The 18895-nt window shown below is 50.2% G+C and carries 11 protein-coding genes; all 11 read right to left on the bottom strand.

Features of this window, described 5'->3' with window-relative positions; translation table 11 throughout:
- Positions 1-14: 14 nt before the first annotated feature.
- Positions 15-1019, bottom strand: coding sequence for a flotillin-like protein FloA (gene floA, locus TCA2_RS06675; RefSeq protein ID WP_047910818.1), 1005 nt, complete (start codon positions 1017-1019; stop codon positions 15-17).
- Positions 1020-1097: 78 nt separating this feature from the next.
- On the bottom strand, positions 1098-2414 hold the full coding sequence (locus TCA2_RS06670) for a nodulation protein NfeD (protein WP_047911213.1): 1317 nt from the start codon (positions 2412-2414) through the stop codon (positions 1098-1100).
- Positions 2415-2577: 163 nt separating this feature from the next.
- Positions 2578-3021, bottom strand: coding sequence for a GatB/YqeY domain-containing protein (locus TCA2_RS06665; protein ID WP_047910817.1), 444 nt, complete (start codon positions 3019-3021; stop codon positions 2578-2580).
- A gap of 16 nt (positions 3022-3037) precedes the next feature.
- Positions 3038-3211 (bottom strand): 30S ribosomal protein S21, encoded by a 174-nt coding sequence (gene rpsU, locus TCA2_RS06660; protein WP_005547957.1) that lies wholly within the window; start codon positions 3209-3211, stop codon positions 3038-3040.
- 266 nt (positions 3212-3477) lie between these two features.
- Positions 3478-3837, bottom strand: coding sequence for a histidine triad nucleotide-binding protein (locus TCA2_RS06655; protein WP_047910816.1), 360 nt, complete (start codon positions 3835-3837; stop codon positions 3478-3480).
- A gap of 462 nt (positions 3838-4299) precedes the next feature.
- Positions 4300-4632 carry a hypothetical protein gene (locus TCA2_RS06650; protein ID WP_047910815.1) on the bottom strand — a complete coding sequence of 111 codons (333 nt, stop codon included), beginning with the start codon at positions 4630-4632 and terminating at the stop codon, positions 4300-4302.
- 137 nt (positions 4633-4769) lie between these two features.
- On the bottom strand, positions 4770-8204 hold the full coding sequence (locus TCA2_RS06645) for an AAA family ATPase (RefSeq protein WP_047910814.1): 3435 nt from the start codon (positions 8202-8204) through the stop codon (positions 4770-4772).
- Entirely contained in the window at positions 8201-9388 is a 1188-nt protein-coding gene (locus TCA2_RS06640; protein WP_047910813.1) for an exonuclease SbcCD subunit D, read from the bottom strand. The genes TCA2_RS06645 and TCA2_RS06640 overlap by 4 nt, the downstream gene beginning before the upstream one ends.
- Before the next feature lie 31 nt (positions 9389-9419).
- Positions 9420-13598, bottom strand: a complete 4179-nt coding sequence (gene addA, locus TCA2_RS06635; protein WP_047910812.1) for a helicase-exonuclease AddAB subunit AddA — start codon at positions 13596-13598, stop codon at positions 9420-9422.
- Entirely contained in the window at positions 13582-17109 is a 3528-nt protein-coding gene (addB, locus tag TCA2_RS06630; RefSeq protein ID WP_047910811.1) for a helicase-exonuclease AddAB subunit AddB, read from the bottom strand. Before addB ends, addA begins: the two co-directional genes overlap by 17 nt.
- A 344-nt stretch (positions 17110-17453) precedes the next feature.
- A complete protein-coding gene (locus tag TCA2_RS06625) occupies positions 17454-18836 on the bottom strand; it encodes a class I SAM-dependent rRNA methyltransferase (RefSeq protein WP_047911212.1) in 1383 nt (460 codons plus the stop codon).
- Positions 18837-18895: the final 59 nt, after the last annotated feature.

The raw sequence follows: 18895 nt of genomic DNA, 5'->3' as shown, positions 1-18895 counted from the left end.
TTACATCCACCACCTTATTTATTAGGGTTTGATTCGTCGTTATCTCCCTGGCGATCCTCAGGTCTTGCGATGGAGCCGCGCATTTGAGTATCTGCTTCAATGTTGCGGTAGTTCATATAATCCATTACACCGATCTGGCCATTACGGAAAGCCTCAGCCATCGCAAGCGGTACTTGAGACTCGGATTCAACAACGCGCGCTCTCATCTCTACGACGCGAGCCTTCATCTCTTGCTCTTGAGCAACGGCCATGGCACGGCGCTCTTCTGCTTTTGCCTGGGCAATCCGCTTGTCAGCCTCAGCTTGCTCCGTTTGCAGATCCGCACCAATGTTATTTCCTACGCTGACATCAGCAATATCGATAGATAGGATCTCGAACGCAGTACCCGCATCAAGTCCTTTTTCAAGCACAGTACGAGAGATCCGGTCCGGATGCTCCAGCACATCTTTGTGAGAGTCTGAGGAACCATTCGTACTTACGATCCCTTCCCCTACACGGGCGATAATTGTTTCTTCACCCGCACCACCGACGAGTCTGTCAATGTTCGCACGAACGGTAACACGTGCTTTAACCTTCACTTCGATCCCGTCTTTTGCTACGGCAGAAACGACCGGTGTCTCGATAACACGCGGGTTAACGCTCATTTGAACCGCCTGGAGAACGTCACGTCCTGCAAGGTCAATCGCTGCAGCACGTTCAAATTCTAGCGGAATGTTCGCACGCTGGGCAGCAATAAGGGAGTTCACGACACGGTCTACGTTACCCCCGGCCAAGTAATGGCTCTCCAGCTGATTAATATTGAGTCCCAGACCCGCTTTGGTTGCCTTAATCATTGGATTTACGATCCGGCTCGGCGTTACCCGTCTAAGTCTCATGGCTACAAGCGTGATAATGCTGATACGAACACCGGATGCGAGAGCCGAAATCCAGAGCATAACCGGGAAGAAGCTGAAGAATACACTCAGAACGATGATCACGACAACCGCGATCAGAAGAATAGGTACGATACCTGAATCCATGTTTAAATTCCTCCACAAACATATTATTTTTGACTTTGCTGTATGACCTTTTGCATTGTTATCAAGGCGGCCCCATAATTAAAGGTTTATACGCTTAACGACAACCCTTGTTCCTTCTACTTTGTGAACGGTTATCTGTTCATTCGCTGCAATAAAGCTGCCTTCAGTGACCACATCTACATTCTCCCCATCAATGACAGCTGTGCCGGCAGGGCGGAGTGTTGTCAAACTTATTCCGTTCTTGCCGATCAAATCTTCTCTAGTCCGAATAGAAGAGTAGCCTTGCTCTGCTGTCATGCTGTCTCTGAGAATAAATCGGTTCCATATCCCGCGTTCCTTGAATATAATTGCGACAATAATAACAACCGCTATTGCGGCCGCTGCGGCAATCCCAAGGGAGAACAAAGCCGTACCCGTATCGTACGCGGCTCGAACGACACCTGCAATCAAGCTTACAGAGCCTAATATGCCCAGGATACCGAAGCTTGGAACAAACAATTCAGCGATGAGCAATGCCAGACCGATGATAAAGAGGAACCAGGTCTCCGATCCACCGATGCCCGCTACGTAGCTGCCTCCAAAGTACAGTGCAAAGCTAATAACGCCCACAATACCTGGAACACCGAATCCAGGAACAAACAATTCGATCAGTATACCCGCGATACCGAGGAACAATAGAATGGTCGATACCACCGGATGTGTAAGGAAAGTGGATATCTTCTCAAACGTGGTCTGCTCCATTACAAATAGATTATCCGAGGAATATTCAAGCCATGCAGCAACCTCAGCAGGGGTCGAAGCAATCTTATCTGCATAACCTACCTTAAGTGCCTCATTTGCGGTCAGAGAAATAACCTGTCCTTGCTGCTTCGTCTTGTTAATCTCCGGCATTTCAACGACCATGTTAAGGTCTGTCATGCCTTGTGCAATTTCTCCGTTCCGATCGTTCTTCTCCGCAGCTGCCTGCATATTAGCCTTCCATGTAGCGACTGCTTTCGGATCCTCGATATAGTTATTGCTGGCATCCACAAGTGCTGCTGCACCGATTGTGCTGCCAGGTGACATTGCGATATGATCCGCCGTTAATGCGATATAGCTGCCTGCCGATGCTGCATCACCATGTATAAAAGCCGCCACCGGGATACTGCTGCTCTGAATCATATCACCGATCTCTTTCGTCGTCTGAACCAATCCGCCCGGCGTATTAATCTGCAGTACAATAAGACCTGCCTCCATCTCCCCAGCTTCCTTGAACCCACGTTCCATAAACTTGTGGAGCCCGCGTTCAATAGGCTGATCAACCGGTATCACATACACGGCTCCCGATTTCGCAGCCTGTGCAGTTGGAGCCAAGAATAGAGCGGAAAACATAGCAAGCAATACAACAGCCATCATGACAACAGAGAAATTCCACTTTTTCAAAGTGACTGCCAAATTTATAACCTCCCTCCTGTATAAGTCTATAATGTCACCATATGTCGTATATTACGCTTCATGCAAGTGTTACGTTTCAAAAAAGAAAAAACACTCCCTGAAACAGGGAGTGTTTACGGTTATGTTATTGCAGAAATTGTTGAACTGCTTGGCTCACCAGCTTGCCATCCGCTTTGCCTTTAACTTTAGGCAAAAGGGCTGACATCACTTTACCCATCTCGGCTTTCGAAGAAGCACCGGTTTCCTGGATGGTCTGCTGTACAATGACTTTAATTTCTTCTTCGGTAAGCTGTGAGGGTAGATACTTGCTGATTATATCAATTTCCGCTTTGGCATTCTCCGCAAGTTCTGTGCGACCCGCTTTATCAAATTCTTGGAGGGCATCTTTGCGCTGTTTGATTTCACGACTGAGGATATCAAGCACTTCGTTGTCATCCAAAGTTCTTTTCAAATCTATTTCAAGATTCTTAATCGTCGAACGAACCAATCGAATGGTGGAGAGTGTGAACTTGTCCTGACTCTTCATCGCTTGCTTCATATCTTCGTTCAATCGTTCGCTAAGATTCATGTTGTTCTAATTCCTCCTAAAACTTTCTCTTACGAGCAGCCTCGGACTTTTTCTTGCGCTTTACGCTTGGCTTTTCATAATGCTTGCGTTTCTTCACCTCAGCTAAAACACCATCTTTAGCGATGGAACGTTTAAAGCGACGAAGTGCAGCATCAATTGTCTCGTTTTTGCGAACTTTAGTTTCAGACACCAGTTTTCCCTCCCTCCGACCAGACCGTCCAAGAGCATATAACACGGTTCATCAAACTTAATTATAGGTGAAAATTCGTTAGTGTGTCAACCTCTATAAGAATACACGCTGAAAAAGTAGTTTTTTGGGCTTAATGAGGCCATTTCTCGATGGATTAAAACAGTAGTTTCAAGACTATATATAGACAAACAATATCGATTTGCATCTATATATCTACATTAAGTCTAGATTCAGGTCTAATCAAATCCTTCAAATCCACGTTAGATTTAGCTGTGTGATTTAGAAATACCTGTAAGCGCCCCGAGGCGTGCACCGCCAAGCACATGATAATGCAGATGATGAACGGTCTGTTCACCATCCTGGCCGCAGTTGTTGATCAGGCGATAACCTGATTCCGCAATACCCAGCTGCTTTGCCGCTTCTTGAGCTGCTTTGTGTATCTCTCCGATCAGAGCAAAGTCTTCCCCTTCCACCTCATTCATTGAAGCGATATGCTTCTTCGGAATGACAAGCACATGTGTCGGTGCTGCAGGCTGGATGTCGTGGAATACAACTACCTGCTCATTCTCCAGTACTTTATTTGACGGAATTGTGCCTTCAACGATTTTGCAAAATAAACAGTCCATAATAGTTACCTCCATCTATAATTTGAATTGGACGATGAGAAAGCCCGTTAACCACAAGTACAAGTAAGGTGGTGGACTTATATAACCCGCAAGCTTGAACGATCTTGAACGATATAAAGCCGTACCAATTGCAGCGGATCTCACCACCTGTCATCTAGCTGAGCGGGTCATTTCAATCTAGGTACAGCCATATGTATGCAAGTTAGAATGAACTATCAAATTATCCATTAACATTCGATATTGAGCCGGGCTTAGGGCATAGTGCAAGGACTCATTAGTTCATTCTATCTAATAGACAAGTTTATCATACAAGTTCGTGCCTCTCGTTTCAAGAATCGAGTGAAGCACAAACCGTCCCAAATTCGAGTCCGTCATCAACGCGTCTTCATGAATAGAAAAACCCCCCTGCATAAGCAGAGGGCTCTTTGTCTGTATACAAGCTGCAGCAAATGATGAGAGCTTTTAGTAATAAGGCAGTAAAGAAATAGCAGTGAGTGCAAATAGTGGAAGGATCAGCCGATTGAAGCGGCGGCGTCTGCCGTAACCATATCCACCACCGTATGGAAAAAATCCTCTGTAATCACCGCACGGGGAAGGCATACATCCACAATACGCATGCATTCCGTGAGCAGGTGCTTGCTGATAAGTATCACAAGTCATCGGCACGGCCAAATATACATTTTCTTCGTCCACACTTTCCACGATGCCGTCATGCACAGTTCCATCCTCCATCCACACCGACACATAACGATATAGATGATCGGAACACATTTTCTTCTTGTCTTGTTTCTCCATGAGACTAACACTCCTCCTTATAAACAATGGACTCTTACCCATAACATATTCAGAGCTGGGCGAATTGCCACTGTTTAAGGAGAAGAATAGACATTTTACATCCATATTAATTCATGCTCAACCCATTGATGATCAGATTACAGCTGTTCAATAGCCACTTTGGAGCCGCTGCCGGCCTCTTCTGCCGGAATCACAATCAGTTTCCTGGCTAGTCTTGCCCGAAGCTCAGGGACGTGGCTGATAACGCCGACCGCAAGCTGATCATTATGAAGCTTCTCAAGAGAGGTAATCACCGTATCGAGCAGCTCAGAGTCCAGCGTTCCAAATCCTTCATCGAGGAAAAAGAATTGGAGCGGATATTGTCCGCGAAGCTGGATCTGTGCTGACAGTGCAAGAGCTAAAGATAGAGAGGTCAGGAACGTCTCTCCTCCAGACAAGGTGGAGACCGGACGCTTCACACCGCCATTGGCATCATCCACAATGACGAAGCCGCCGCCTGAATCCACTTCAAGCGCATAACGCTGTTTGGTCAAATAACGCAGCCTTGCGGACGCATCTCTGCTGACCTGTATCAGCTGTTCCTCGGCAATATATTCCACGAAAGTATTCCCCCGGAATACCGATTGCAGCTTGGACAGCTGCTCGCCGTACTGATCCAGCTCACTACGCCCTTCTTCAAGCTCCATCCAGCGCGTATGACGACGAGTAATATCCTCAAGATCCCGCTCTGCCCTGGCTTTTACTCGCATCGCTTCTTCATCTCGAGCTTTGGCAAAGCGAAGCTGCTCACTCATGGACAGCCATTCTTCTTCTGTCAGCATGGCACCTTGCAGCTTATGCTCAAGATCCTTCAGTCGTAAGGTTAATTCTTTCTCCCGTTCACGGAACTCCTGAACGGCAGCTTCTGTTTTTTGAACCGTCTCCGGTAACATGTAAGCTGATCTTACTTCCCTGTCTACCGTAAATGGCGAACGGCCAAGCTCCGTTTCGTACCTCCCTGAAACAACTGCCAGCTGCTCCTGAACGGAGTCTGCTGCCTGTCGGGACATGACCGCCTGCTTCATCGCATCCTGCTTCTTAAGCTCTGCTGTGACGAGCGCGGATTTGGCGGATTTGGCAGCCTCGCGTATGGCAGTCAGCCTTGCTGCCGCTGCCTTAAGAAGGGACTCTGCGCGTTCCTCCTGCACTAAATGGCGGAGACGCGTTTCCCGTTCGGTGAGCAGCTCCTTCTTGCCCTGCCATTCGGCCTCGAGCTGCGCACGCCGTTTGTCAATGGAGGCCAGCTGCTGCTGAAGCTCGTTCATGGCAGATGCCTTCTCTTCAAGGAAGGAGACACTCTTATCCAGTCTGAGCTTGATCTCCTCTGCTGCAGCATCCCTCTCCTGAAGCAATTCATACCTCTCTATCGCTTCCTCTGGTGCGATGCCAGGCCATTCACGCGCCCAATCTGCGCGAATGGCCTCGTATTCGGCGGTGTGCAGCTCGATGCGTGCTGCTGCCTCCGCCTGCTGGCTGATGCAAGCGTCATATGCCGCTTGCGCCAGCCATTTGCGCTGACGTGCCGTGGCAGCGCGCGTCTCCTGCTGCGCGGCTTCTGTGCGCAGCGCGGTCAGGGAGGCGGCGAAGTGATCCGCCGCCTCGCGGTAAGTGCGGGTGCGTGTAGCATAGCCGCGCACCACCGCCTCCGGCGCCGCAGCAGCAAGCTCCGCTGCGGCGATCTCTGCCGCAGGCGCGGCTTCCGCCTGCGGGGCAGGGACCGCGTCCATGTCCGCGGTCCCGGGGTCTAGCTGCGCGAGGAGTCCGCGCAGCTCATGCAGCTGCTGGCGCAGGCCGAGGCGGAGCTCGTAGAGCTCAGCCGAGATGGCGCGCAGCTGTGCGAGGTCCTCTTCACGAGCATCGCCCGGCTCGTGAACAAGCTCCTGCGGATTCGGGTGATGGACCGAACCGCAGACTGAGCACGGCACGCCATCCGTCAGCTCAGCTGCCAGACGGGCGGACAGATTCCTCCGCTCATTCTCCTTCAGTTCATTTCGCAGTCGTTCTTCAAGCTTACCGAGCTCCTCAACTTCCCGATCAAGCTGTTGCCCGCTTAGAGCAAGCGCTTCTTGAGTCTCACGCAGCTGAATAGTCAGCTGCGCTTGCTCTTCAGCAAGCCTCACTTCCTCAGCAGCCGTCTGTTCCAGCTCATCTTTTGCTGTATTCAGCTTGAGATCGGCCTGCTGGCCCTGCACACGCGATTCTTTCAGCCTCTCGGCAGCCGTATCGAGCTTATGCTTCGCGGCTACGGCCCCTAATACTTCCTTTCTCTCCTGTGCTTTCACTTCACAGGAAGCAAGTCCGTCCTGCAGTTCCTTTCGTCTCTGCTGTCCACGTGTATGAAGGTCCTGCTCTTTTACAAATGCCTGACGGGTCTGTTCATATAATGCTTCCTCTGCATTTCTCTGCTGCTCAAGCTGTGCCAAGAATTTCTTGGCCGCGTCTGTTTCCCGCTCCAGCTCCTGTGCTTGTTCAAGCTGCTCCAGTCGAACCAGCAGCTTGGGCTCTTCTTCAGCCAAGTCCCTCGCCGCCTGCTCCTCTGCCTTTGAACATTCCAAGACAGCCTGCTCACACTGATCAAGCTGCAACTTGGCTGCCTCCGCAGCTGCTTGACGTTTAACCGATTCGGCCTGTGTCTTCTCAAGCTCCTCCAGGATGGGAATAAGCACTGAGGCTTTGGAAGACAGATCAAGCTGTTTCTCAAGCTCTGTAATATGAGCCTCCTGCTGAGACATCCCATCAAGAAGCTGCCGATATTTAGTGCGCTCCAGCATTTGCTCTCTTACTTTGCCCATACCTTCAGCCGCTGTGTTCAGCTCTTCAAGCTGTTTGCGGGCATTCTCGGCCAGGAGTACAGATTCGCTGAGCCTGCGCTCCGCCTCTTCCACAGCCTCCCTGCTTGCAAGACCCAGTCCTTGCTGCTCCGCTTCCAGCGTTTTTCGTGCACTATCGTTCTCTTTTACCTTGCGGCTCAGCTTGATCGCAAGCTGATCTCCATACTTCTCCAGATGAAACAGGCGCTGCAGCATTTGCCTGCGCTCCGCTCCTTTAAGGGATAGAAATTCTGCGAACTTGCCCTGAGGAAGAACTACAGCCCGTGTGAAATCATCCATTTTCAGCCCAATCATCTCTTCTACCGCTCGATTGACCTCCGCAAGCTTATCTGCCAGTACTTCCTCGCCTTCCTCCGTAACAGCAACAAAACGGCTCACGGTATTGCTGATCGAGACGTCCCCCGTCCGTTTGAACCTTCGTTCCACACGGAAATGCTGTACACCCTTCTCTGACTGCAGTTCAAAGCTGAAGGAGACAAATAGTGTGTCCTCCGCCTGATTCATAATTCCCTGTGTTCCGTTCACCGCCCGTTCCACTTTACCGTACATCGCAAGGGTAATCGCATCAAGAATGGTGGATTTACCGCTTCCCGTCGGACCGAATATGCCGAACAGCCCCGTTTCTGTCAATGTTCTAAAGTCAATTTCCTGCACTTCACGATAGCTCTGCAGACCAGACAGCTTCAATTTGACAGGTCTCATAACACGGCCCCCTCTTCCCCTTCTGCTGACGACTCCTCCTCATGGACCAGTTCAAGGAATAGTCGAACCAGGCTGTCATCAGGCACGGCCCCCCCGGTTTGCCGCTGGTAAAATCGGCGGAACACCTCATGCACAGGCAGCTCGGAACGAGCTGAACGCAGCTCCTCTGTCAGCATTTCGGGGTATACCGGACGGATGTGAATAATCCCCTCACGGGCCTTGCGAAGCTTCTGAATCTCTCCGAGAGACATCGCCTCACTCAGCGAAATCTCCAGATCAATATAGGCATTCGCGTCTCTGCCCTCTTCCAGCCAATGATATACCTGAGCGAGACCTTCCTGAGCCTTCCACCGAACAAGCGGCTTGCCGCTGCTCAGATATACCTCACTTGCTGCAGGTATACCTCCGGGTGCAACATCAACCATAACAACCGATTTGGTCTGTCCGGATTCGGAGAAGCTGTACGCAAGTGGAGATCCGCTGTAACGCATCATCCCTTCACCTTTGACCATTTGCGGCCTATGCAGGTGTCCGAGCGCAGTATATTGTGCGCCTATGGCCAGTGCCGAAGGATCCACCGTGTAAGCACCGCCTACCTGAATAGGTCTTTCGGAGTCGGATTCAAGACCGCCAAGGACATAGATGTGGCTCATCGCTAAATTAACAGTATCCTGCCGAAAAGAGCTGCCCAGATGCCGCATCAGCTCACCGACGCGTTCACTATATGCCTTACGCATTCCCTGCTCTTCAGCGTCATCTGTGAGCAGCTCGTTTAGCCTCGACTCCGAAGGATAAGGAAGTGCCGCGACTCTTGCGACTTCCCCCGTTCGCGCGGCATTAACCGTTATAATCTCGGAGGTTGGCATCCCAACAAGAGTAATGCCTCGATTGTTTACCAGAGGAGAGACCGAAGCGACACGCTCCGGCTGATCGTGGTTCCCTGCGATGACCACAAGAGGTCTTCCTCCTGACGTAAGACGGGCACAGGCGTCGTAGAAGAGCTCCTCTGCTGCCGCAGGCGGATTGACGGAATCATATACATCACCTGCCATTAGGATGACGTCTGCCTGTTCCTCATCCGCAAGAGTAACCAGCTCGTCCACAAATGCTTCCTGCTCTTTAAGCCTGCTTCTGCCTTCCAGCGTCTTACCGAAATGCCAATCCCCCGTATGCAATATCCGCATATTGTCTCTCTCACTCCTTTACGCCGCATTTCTAGAGCTTCACTGCCGTATCCGCATCAAAGAAATAAAGCCATTTTTCATCAATTTCATAATCTAAAATATCCTTTAACGCTCGTGCATAGAGATCAAGCTGGAATCGGTAGCCATGCGCCAGCTGGGCAACACCGCCCTTATGCTCGAGCACCTTGTCTGTCTTATAATCCAGCAGCACACGTTTGCCATCCACCTCATACAAGCAATCCACAATACCGCGGATCAGAACCGTCTCTTGACCTAGCTCACTCTGCAGCCTTGAAGCCTCCTCATGAGAGGAAGGCATGAATAGACCTTCATCTGTCTCATCTGCCGGAAGCCCGTAGCTGAACGGCATCTCTCTTCTAATCCATGCCGCTCTTGTCAGCTGTTGTCCAGGCTCACTCTCGTAGAACCTGAATATTTGTTCCGGCTCAACGGCTTCTGCTTGATGGGGCAGCAAAATATTGATCTCTATCAACCTTCCGATGGTCTCCTTAATCAGATCAAGATTCATTTCTGAGATCATCGGCATGTGTTGCATAATCGTGTGATAGACCGTACCTCTTTCGGTTGGTGTGAGCAAAGCCTCGCTCATAAATTTCGGCCGCCGCAGATGGAGTGTCTCTCTGGACTCCGCGCGAGCACCATGGAGCTCCAGCTCGTCCATCCACTCCAATGAAGGGCGGTCCTGTGATGCCAGAAGTGCCTTCATCTCGGTAACAGAAGTACTGGCCGGAGTCCTCGCTGCTGCCATGTATGGATACGTCCAGGAGAGAGCATGATCGATCATCTGAGCTGTGTCTTCCTTCTCCTCCAGCTTAGTCAACACAGGTCTGCGCTCCAAAAGTGCGGCTGTGCGAAGCATCCGCTCCTCATCGATTCCTTCTTCATCAGGCAGCACTCCACTGGCTAAGCCTTGAACCGATTGGCTGGGCACAATGGAAACGATCCAATGCGCTGCATCCTCGCCGAAGATCCGATGTGGCATATTCTCCATATTCTCCATCCCAGCCATGTCCCGAAGCGGCTTCCCGTCCGGATGACGGAACAATGCCGGACCTACCCAGTCCATATAGCTTCTTCCCGAAGCAAGAAGAGTTTCCGGCAGGAGCATCGTTGGCAGATCCTTGATCTGCGACCAGGCAAGTGCCCGGGCAGCTGCATCCTTGACTGTTCCGATCAGAATCATCTTTTCCTTAGGACGAGTGAGCGCCACGTACAGCACCCGCATCTCCTCGGCCAGCAGCTCAGCATGTGCACGCCTCCGGATCGCCAGATTAGCGAGCGTTGGATAGCCGACCCGATTATCCTCATCAATGAATCTCGGACCAAAGCCCAGTTCCTTATGCATCATGAATGGAGAGTTCAGATCTTGCTGATTGAACATTTTGGACATTCCTGCTACAAAAACGATCGGAAACTCGAGGCCTTTGCTTCGATGGATCGTCATAATGCGAACTGCTTGCTCTGTATCCCCTGATCCACTGACTGTACCGAGATCACCGCCGTGGTCCTTCAGTCTGGCAACGAACGTGAGAAACCGAAATAGGCCCCGATTGGAAGTCGAGCTCTCGTACTGCTTGGCCCGGTCATACAGTGCCTGCAGATTGCGGCTGCGCTGCATCCCGCCAGGCAGACCCACGACCCAGTCCAGATAACCCGTGTCCTGATAAATCCGCCAGATCAGCTCACTCAAGCTCCCATTACGTGCATCATTCCTCCATTGCTCAAGCGATTCGCTAAATTCCCGAAGCTTGTCTACTAGCGCGACACCAGCTGCAGGCGTACGTTCATGCAGAGGAGGACTATCTTCAGCCTCTTCCCCAGCTTTCGTTGTATCCAGCAGCGCAGCTGCCTGTTCATTTACGAATCGTTCTGTTGACGGTTCTTCAATAAATCCATCTGCACGATCTTCCTTACGATCTACTGAAATATCTATCGCCTCTGTCGCTGCACCAGCCTCTCTGAGAGCGAATTCCATTTCCAGCTGTGCTGTCTGTCGTTCACTGTTCTCGCGAATCTCGGTTATCGTATTATCGTTCGCCTGAGCTACACCTGAATTTCCTGCGTCTGCAATGGTCTTCATCATCGCATCATAGAACGATATATTTTTGCCAGACAGACGAACCAGAGCAAGCTCCTCTTCATCCAGCCCTACAATTGGAGACCGAAGCACCGAAGCCAGCGGAATATCCTGCTGGGGATTATCCACAATTTGCAGAAGAGACAGCATAATTTCTACTTCCGTAGCTTCAAAAAATCCCTTGCTCTGATCACCGGTAACCGGTATTCCTTCCCGTTTCAGCACCTCCATCATCAGAGGCGTCCATATTCTGGCTGATCGAAGCAAAATAACGATATCTCCATACTTCGCCGGTCTCATGAGTTTGGTATGCTTGTCATAGATTTGCGCTGCTTCTCCCGTATTGCCGACCATCTGGTGAATGCGGGCCGCTATATAGGACGCCTCCAGCTCCGCCGTTTCCATCTCCAGCTGTTCAACTTGCTCAGACGAGGCATCTGCTGTATCGCTTTCTATCGTCTCGGCCTCTTCCAGAGAGCCTGTTCCGGCACGATCAATGAGTACAAGCTCCGGTGTATACTCTTCTTCTAACGATTCGGATGTCTCTGGGAATGAGGCACCAAAGGTCAGTGCGGCAGCGTCATCGTATTCAATCTCTGCCACACCGGCATTCATAATCTGTCTAAACAGCATGTTGACCGCATCGACGACTTCCTTGCGGCTTCTAAAATTGCGTGCCAGATCAATACGCAGACCTTCTCCGCCTCCGTCATGGTCATACCTTCTGTATTTGTCCAGGAATAAGCCGGGCTCAGCTAGACGGAAGCGGTATATGCTCTGCTTGACATCACCAACCATGAACCTGTTCCCGGGATGCTCACGGGAGATGAGGCTCACAATATCCTCCTGAACCGTATTGGTATCCTGATATTCATCCAGGAGTACTTCGTCAAACTGCTGCCTGTATTCTATTGCTGCATCCGAAGGATACGACTGTTCAGGAGTGGAATCGGTATGACGCAGGATCTGGAGCGCATAATGCTCCAAATCGCTGAAATCAACGACCCCTTTGGATTGCTTCTCTCGAGTAAATCGTTCTCCGAATAGGATGACGATCTCGGCAAGCTTTTTCATCAGTGGTGCAATCTTCGACAGCTCGATCAGAAACTGCTCCGGTGTTCTGCCGAACATGACCGATTTCAGCTCCGTCACGGTCTTCTTCACCGATTCTCTCAGATCCTTCGCTCTCTCCTGAAGACCCGGATCAGCCTGACCTTTACGTACCGATTTGAGCTTGCCAAAGGCTGCGCTGTTGAACACATCATACAGTTCGGACCATGATCCGCTCCGAACCTGATTCAGCAGCCGCTCCACCATCTCCAGATCCTCGGTAAAGGTCTCCGCATAAGCTGCCGGACCCTCCGGCTCCTGTGCAATAGCAAGTGCCTGCTTGAGCTGATCTGATGCTCCGCCCAGAGCCAGCTCTGCATCTCTCATAATGCTTGCTACCCACTCCGTATTGCTCAGCTCATCCAATGATTGCACCTCAAATGCGGCTGCCATCTCGGAGAGCCAGTGTTCGGGCCATGAATGACTGCGGGCAAAATCATACAGCCTCTGGACAAGTCCATACATGGCGTCATCGCTGCGCTCTCCACTGAACCAATCCACAAGCCTGCGAAAATCGCTTCCTTCGCTTTCCTCTCCGTACTTTTCTTCAAACAGCTCCATCAGCAGCTCCTGACGCATAAGCTCTGCTTCGTATTCGTTCAGAATTCGGAATGAGGGATCCAGAGGAATCAGCTGATAATATCGCCGAATGATCTCCATACAGAAGGAATGAAGCGTAGTAATTGGAGCTCTGCCAAGCAGCGTCAGCTGTCTGGCTAGATGCTCGCTTCCTGGGCTCTGCTCCTGCAATGCTTCCAGTGCTTCACGAATCCTCTCCCGCATCTCCGAAGCTGCTGCCTTGGTAAAAGTCGCAATGAGCAGCCTGTCCACGCTGTACCCTGCTTCAGGATCTGATATTTTACGAATGATCCGCTCGACCAGTACAGCGGTCTTCCCTGAGCCCGCAGCCGCAGCCACGAGCATGTCTTCTCCAGAAGAAGCAATCGCCTTCCATTGGTCGTCGCTCCAGAAGCTTCCTTCCGGCTTAGGAATCATGTTCATATGCTTGTTCTCCTCCTTCCCTGTTAAATAAATCCCAAGCCTGCTTCTTGTCCGGTCTCTTGAGTAAATTGTACTCACTGCCTGGCATGCTCTCATCAAACTGGCATACCGATTTCAACGGACAGAACGTACAGGCACTTTGCTGCTGCATGCGATAAGGAGATATCGACACATCTCCATTCGTTATTCGTGTTCCGATATCTTGAATCGTCCCGCGTACCGAGCTCAGCAGCATATCCCACTGCTCCTCTGTCGCAACTGACGAGCTGCTGTAGAATCCACCATCCGTTTTTACGGCGACCGGAAGGATTGAAGAGTATCCTTTCTCCAGAGAGGTATCCATCTTCCCGATCACTTCCCGATCCGCGAGCAATAATCCCTTCATCTTAAATCGCTTGAGCAGCTCCTGTTCAGCTTGCTCGGAGCCCATGCCATTGGCAGATTGAAGGAGAGGATTATGCACATGGAAATAGAGCACGCCCGCAGGATGAGCCTCTGTTCCGATCCACTCCTCCGCGTAAGTCAGCAATACATCCAGATATGTGAGCATCTGCAGCGACAGACCGTAAAACACCTCATGCAGCTTCAGATCGGTCTGGCTGGATTTATAATCAATAACCCGAAGTAAAATTTCGCCATCTTCTCCTTCGGCTACATCTACCCGGTCAATTCGGCCTACAATTTGCATGACAACGCCATTATCTAATGTAAATGTCAGCGGGGGCAGCGGCTTGTCCGGACCAAAATCAAGCTCCAGTGCCAAGGGTTCAAAGCTGCCCCTTCTAGACTGCTCACCCAGTATAATGGAAGCTCGGCTTACGATATTTTTGAGCTTGCGAAAAATATATCCATAACGCTGTGTACTCAGCAAAATTTCACCTTGCAGCTGAGGTGCTAGTACATCCACGGTCTCCTCTGCATAGGAAACGCACTCCTCACGGCTGAGGTTCGCCCAGCTTAAGTTCTGCTCCTTCAGCTTCATCGCCATTTTGCTGAGTGCCGCATGAAACAGCTGTCCGATATCAGGGGCCTTAAGACGATACACTTGTCTCTCCTTCAGCTTCAGACCGAACGAGACAAAATGAGAGAAAGGGCATAAGGCAAACCGTTCCATACGAGATACACTGGTCTTGAGCTGTGTTCCGTACAGCTTGAAGCTCGTCTCCTTCGTGAGCGTGCGAGTACGGTTCTTATAAAATACAGATTCGAGCATTCGTTCAAGTCGAACCTGCATTTCCGGATGTGCGAGGTACCAGTTATATACCTCCCACCAGGACTCCTCGATGTTCTTTCCTCTTCGCCATTCCCGAAGCTCACCCATCAGATAGGACATTGTTAGGTCGGGACGAAGCAGGAAGCCTGCTTGCTCCTTCCATTCGGGTGCTTGTCCCGGCCGGGAGAGCAGCGGACGCTCCTCCAGCCCAGGAAACATCCGCTTCAAATGACGAATCATTTCTGAAGGGTGGAGGGACTTGCCGTCTTCATCTGCAAGAGGATAGCTGATCCATAGACTGTGGCTCGCTTGGGTAAACGCAGCATAGATTAAGAAGCGTTCATCCAGCATTTTGCGTGTCACGTCAGGACCTAGCTGCATGCCATACTCCGTAAGCACGGATCTTTCCGAAGCCGTTAGAACTCCTTCCTCCTGCTGGATTTGCGGCATGACACCGTCTGTTGCACCAAGAATAAATACATGACTGACCTTACCTGTCCGAGATCGATCCAGACTTCCGACAAGCACTTGATCCAGTGCAGGAGGAATCAGTCCCAGCTTCAGCTCAGCCAGTCCTGTCTCTATGACTCCTGCAAACAGCTCGGCATCCAAATGCTCGGTGCCCATCATTTCCACGACTTGATCCAGCAAATCCAGAACCGCGGTCCAGATCCCCCGATGCTCCCGAGCCTGCTCAGGACTTCCTTCCTCCAGCGCCTTGCTGCTCAGTGCATCCAGTTTACGAGCGATGTCTGCATCCTCTAGCAGCTTGAATAGAGCGATACATTGCTCCTTGGCCGTCTTCGCTTTTTTGAACCTCTTCTCAAAGGTAAACAATGGGGATACAATCGTCTCACGACATTTCTCCATTAAGTACAGGAACCGGCTGCGATTAAGCTCAGAACCAGCTGGCCCATCTTCTTCGAGGGACAAACTCGGCACTCCCTTCCACGGCTTGCCGTCTGTCCATCTATAGCCGGAAATTCCGGATGCCAGCACGTAGTTCTCCAGCATATCCATATCGTATCGACTAACGGACCCATCGAGAGGCAGCAGCAGATCCGTCTTCACCGCCCGGAATACGTCCTCATACTTCCATCGTCTATTGATGACATCCAGAGCGGACCTGATCAACTCGGCAAGCGGATGATGCAGCTCATCTCTGCGCTCGTCCAGGAAATAGGGAACATCGTAATCCTTGAACAAGGGTGCGACGATATGCCCATAATCACCGAGATTGCGGACAAGGACTGCCATATCCCGGTAACGAACTCCTTCTTCTCTTGCCAATCGTCTGATTTCTCGCAGGACGCCTTCGACCTCAGCTCTTCTGTTCTCGGCCGCAAAAACATGAATTCCTTCATGACCTGCATCCTTCATACGGACGCGGCGGCCCTCGAAGCCTGCTTCCAGATGCGCAAGCGCCGAAGCTGCATAACGAGGCGAGGGAGAGGGATCGGTCGGTAAGTGATCTGTAGTACATTCTATTGCTGTATCTTCAGCGATTCCTTTCAGTTTGACGTAAGACATGCCTGCAGAGTAGAACAAGTTCATTTCATTCGGCATATTCATCGCATCATAAGGCTTGTCCAGAGTCAGCGATATGGTTACGGAGTTCGCATTCAGCAGTAATTGTCTGATAACGGAGAGCTCCTGCGGAGTAAAGCTGCGGAAGCCGTCAATCCAAACATCAGCCTGCTTCACATAATCCGAGGACGGGATTCGCTCTGCCAATTTGTCCAGTGTATCTTCTTCATCCATGTATAATCGGGATACTTCTTCCTCGAAGTCCCGGTATACGGTTAAAATATCATGAATCTTGTGATGCAGAATCGCACCTGCGAAAGGCACCTCCATTACTCGCTCAAGCTCTTCCTTCAAAGATTGTTCCTGAGTTCCGTATCGCTTCATTTCCGCATACAGGGAACTTAGTTGATGGGCAAATCCCATTTGTGTACCCGATGCAGAGAATATTTTAAGCTCATCCTTGCGCTTTTGCATAATTTTGTAGAGCAGCATTTTCTTGCCTTCGGCCCGAATCGGAATAAGAGCCGAGCCTCCCGTTTCCTGCATTACTCTCAAGCTGAGCCTGCGAAAATCAAGCACTTGGGCTCGGACGGAGCCGTTCACGCCTTGAGAACGAATCATTTCGGATTCTGCCTGGAAGGAAGCCTGTTCCGGAACGATAAGGATTATAGGATTTCCTGCAGGGTTCTCATGCAGCTGAGCCGTAATTTGATTCATAATGGCCGTGCTTTTTCCACTGCCGGCTCGTCCAATCATCATATGAAGCGGCATTTATTGAATTCCTCCCTTTCTATATTCGAAGCTATATTTGAAACTACATCATCAGCATACTGACATGTATGTATTTGCTATCAGCCTTTTTGCACCCTAAATATTTAACTAAAAGAGACCAAAAACCTTATAAAGTCTAAGCACAAGTATAACATATCTCACTCAACAGGAACATGCGTTTGGTAATTCTAGTAAGTCAAACCATGCTAAATTTCTTCCAATCGAAGCACATGCATAAGTTCCTACAAACTTTCAATTTATCGTCGTTACATCAACATACGTACAGTAAAAAAAAGCATCCGAACACTCTTTCTACAAAGAGAATAAGGATGCTTCTTCTATGATTAATTTATGCCGGATGGCGTTTTCGATCGAACCTCGAAGATAGCAAATTTTAAATAATGCCCCTCTTCTACGCCCAAAATTTGAGGATGGTCTTTACCCGCAGCACGCCAATCTACAAGTCTTAATATTTTGCCTGCATCGGCAGCTGCATCCTGAATCGTTTCAAGGAACAAATCGGGACGCATATGGTAGGAGCAGCTTGCTGTTACAAGATAGCCGCCTTCATTAACGAGCTTCATGCCATGCAGATTGATATCCTTGTAGCCCCGAACCGCGCCTTTGACTGCCCCTCTTGTCTTGGCAAAAGCAGGAGGGTCGAGGATGACTACATCAAAGGTACGTCCACCTCCTGCCGTCATGGCAAGCGACGTATCTACCTTTTTGTCAGCTTTTGCCCTTGCAGCACGCTCCTCCAAACCTTTAACCTGATTTCTTAAATACTGAAAAGCGTCATCAACTACAAATTCAACACGATCCTCAAAGCCATTCAGCTTCACGTTATCTCTGGCACTTTCAATCGCATGCTCCGAAATATCAAGACAGGTTACCCGCTTAGCTCCGAATTTGCAGGCATTCAGTGTAAAGCTGCCTGTATGCGAGAAGCATTCAAGCACATTTGCACCGTCCCAATAAGGGAAGGTTACGACTTTACCGCTCTTGTTGATTGGAGCGAGGGTCTTCACCCCATCTTGTTCTACCTCTTGAATTGTAATTCCACTTCTGCCACCCCAGCCTGTCATCAGCGGTTCAATGGCTGCGCGGTTCTCCCGTTGATCGAAGAAATAACCGGTCTTCTGTCCCTGCTCGATATCAACCTTTATCTTAAGTCCGTTCTCCGTAACGGTTACATGTCTTGGGCATTCTCCATAGAGCAGACCTTTGACCTGTTCAAGCCCCTCCAGCTCTCTTACACTGACATCGCTTCGCTCATAGATGCCCTTCGGCTGTACAACCTCGACCAAAGCCTCGACGATCGCCTCACGGCACAGATCCATACCTAGAGTCAGGATCTGAACGACAAGCACGTCACCGAATCGATCCACCACAAGCCCGGGAACATAATCTGCCTCTCCATAGATGAGACGATAAGCATCACCCCCGGTAACAAAGCGGTCACGATGCTGCAGCGCTTGATCAAATTTACGGACAAAGAAGGCCTTGTCCATCGTCGTGACCGGTTCATAGGAAACGACCCGTACAGTAATTTGGGATGCCGGATTATAATACCCTGTTGCCAAGTAACGGCCTTGATGATTCTTCACCTCAACCAATTGTCCTGGCTCCGCACTTGCCTCTACCGACTCAATTTCATTTTTGTAGATCCAGGGATGCCCCTGCTCTACTCTTTTTTTACGGCTCTTTGTAAGAATAACCGATGCCAAAATGCCTACAACTCCTTTTATCATCAAGTAACCCCTCACTCACACAAGAAAGTCATGGT

Origin of the sequence: Paenibacillus sp. TCA20 (genome assembly GCF_000732325.1) — a bacterium.
GTDB lineage: Bacteria > Bacillota > Bacilli > Paenibacillales > Paenibacillaceae > Paenibacillus > Paenibacillus urinalis.
This window is presented reverse-complemented; position numbering and strand designations above follow the sequence as displayed.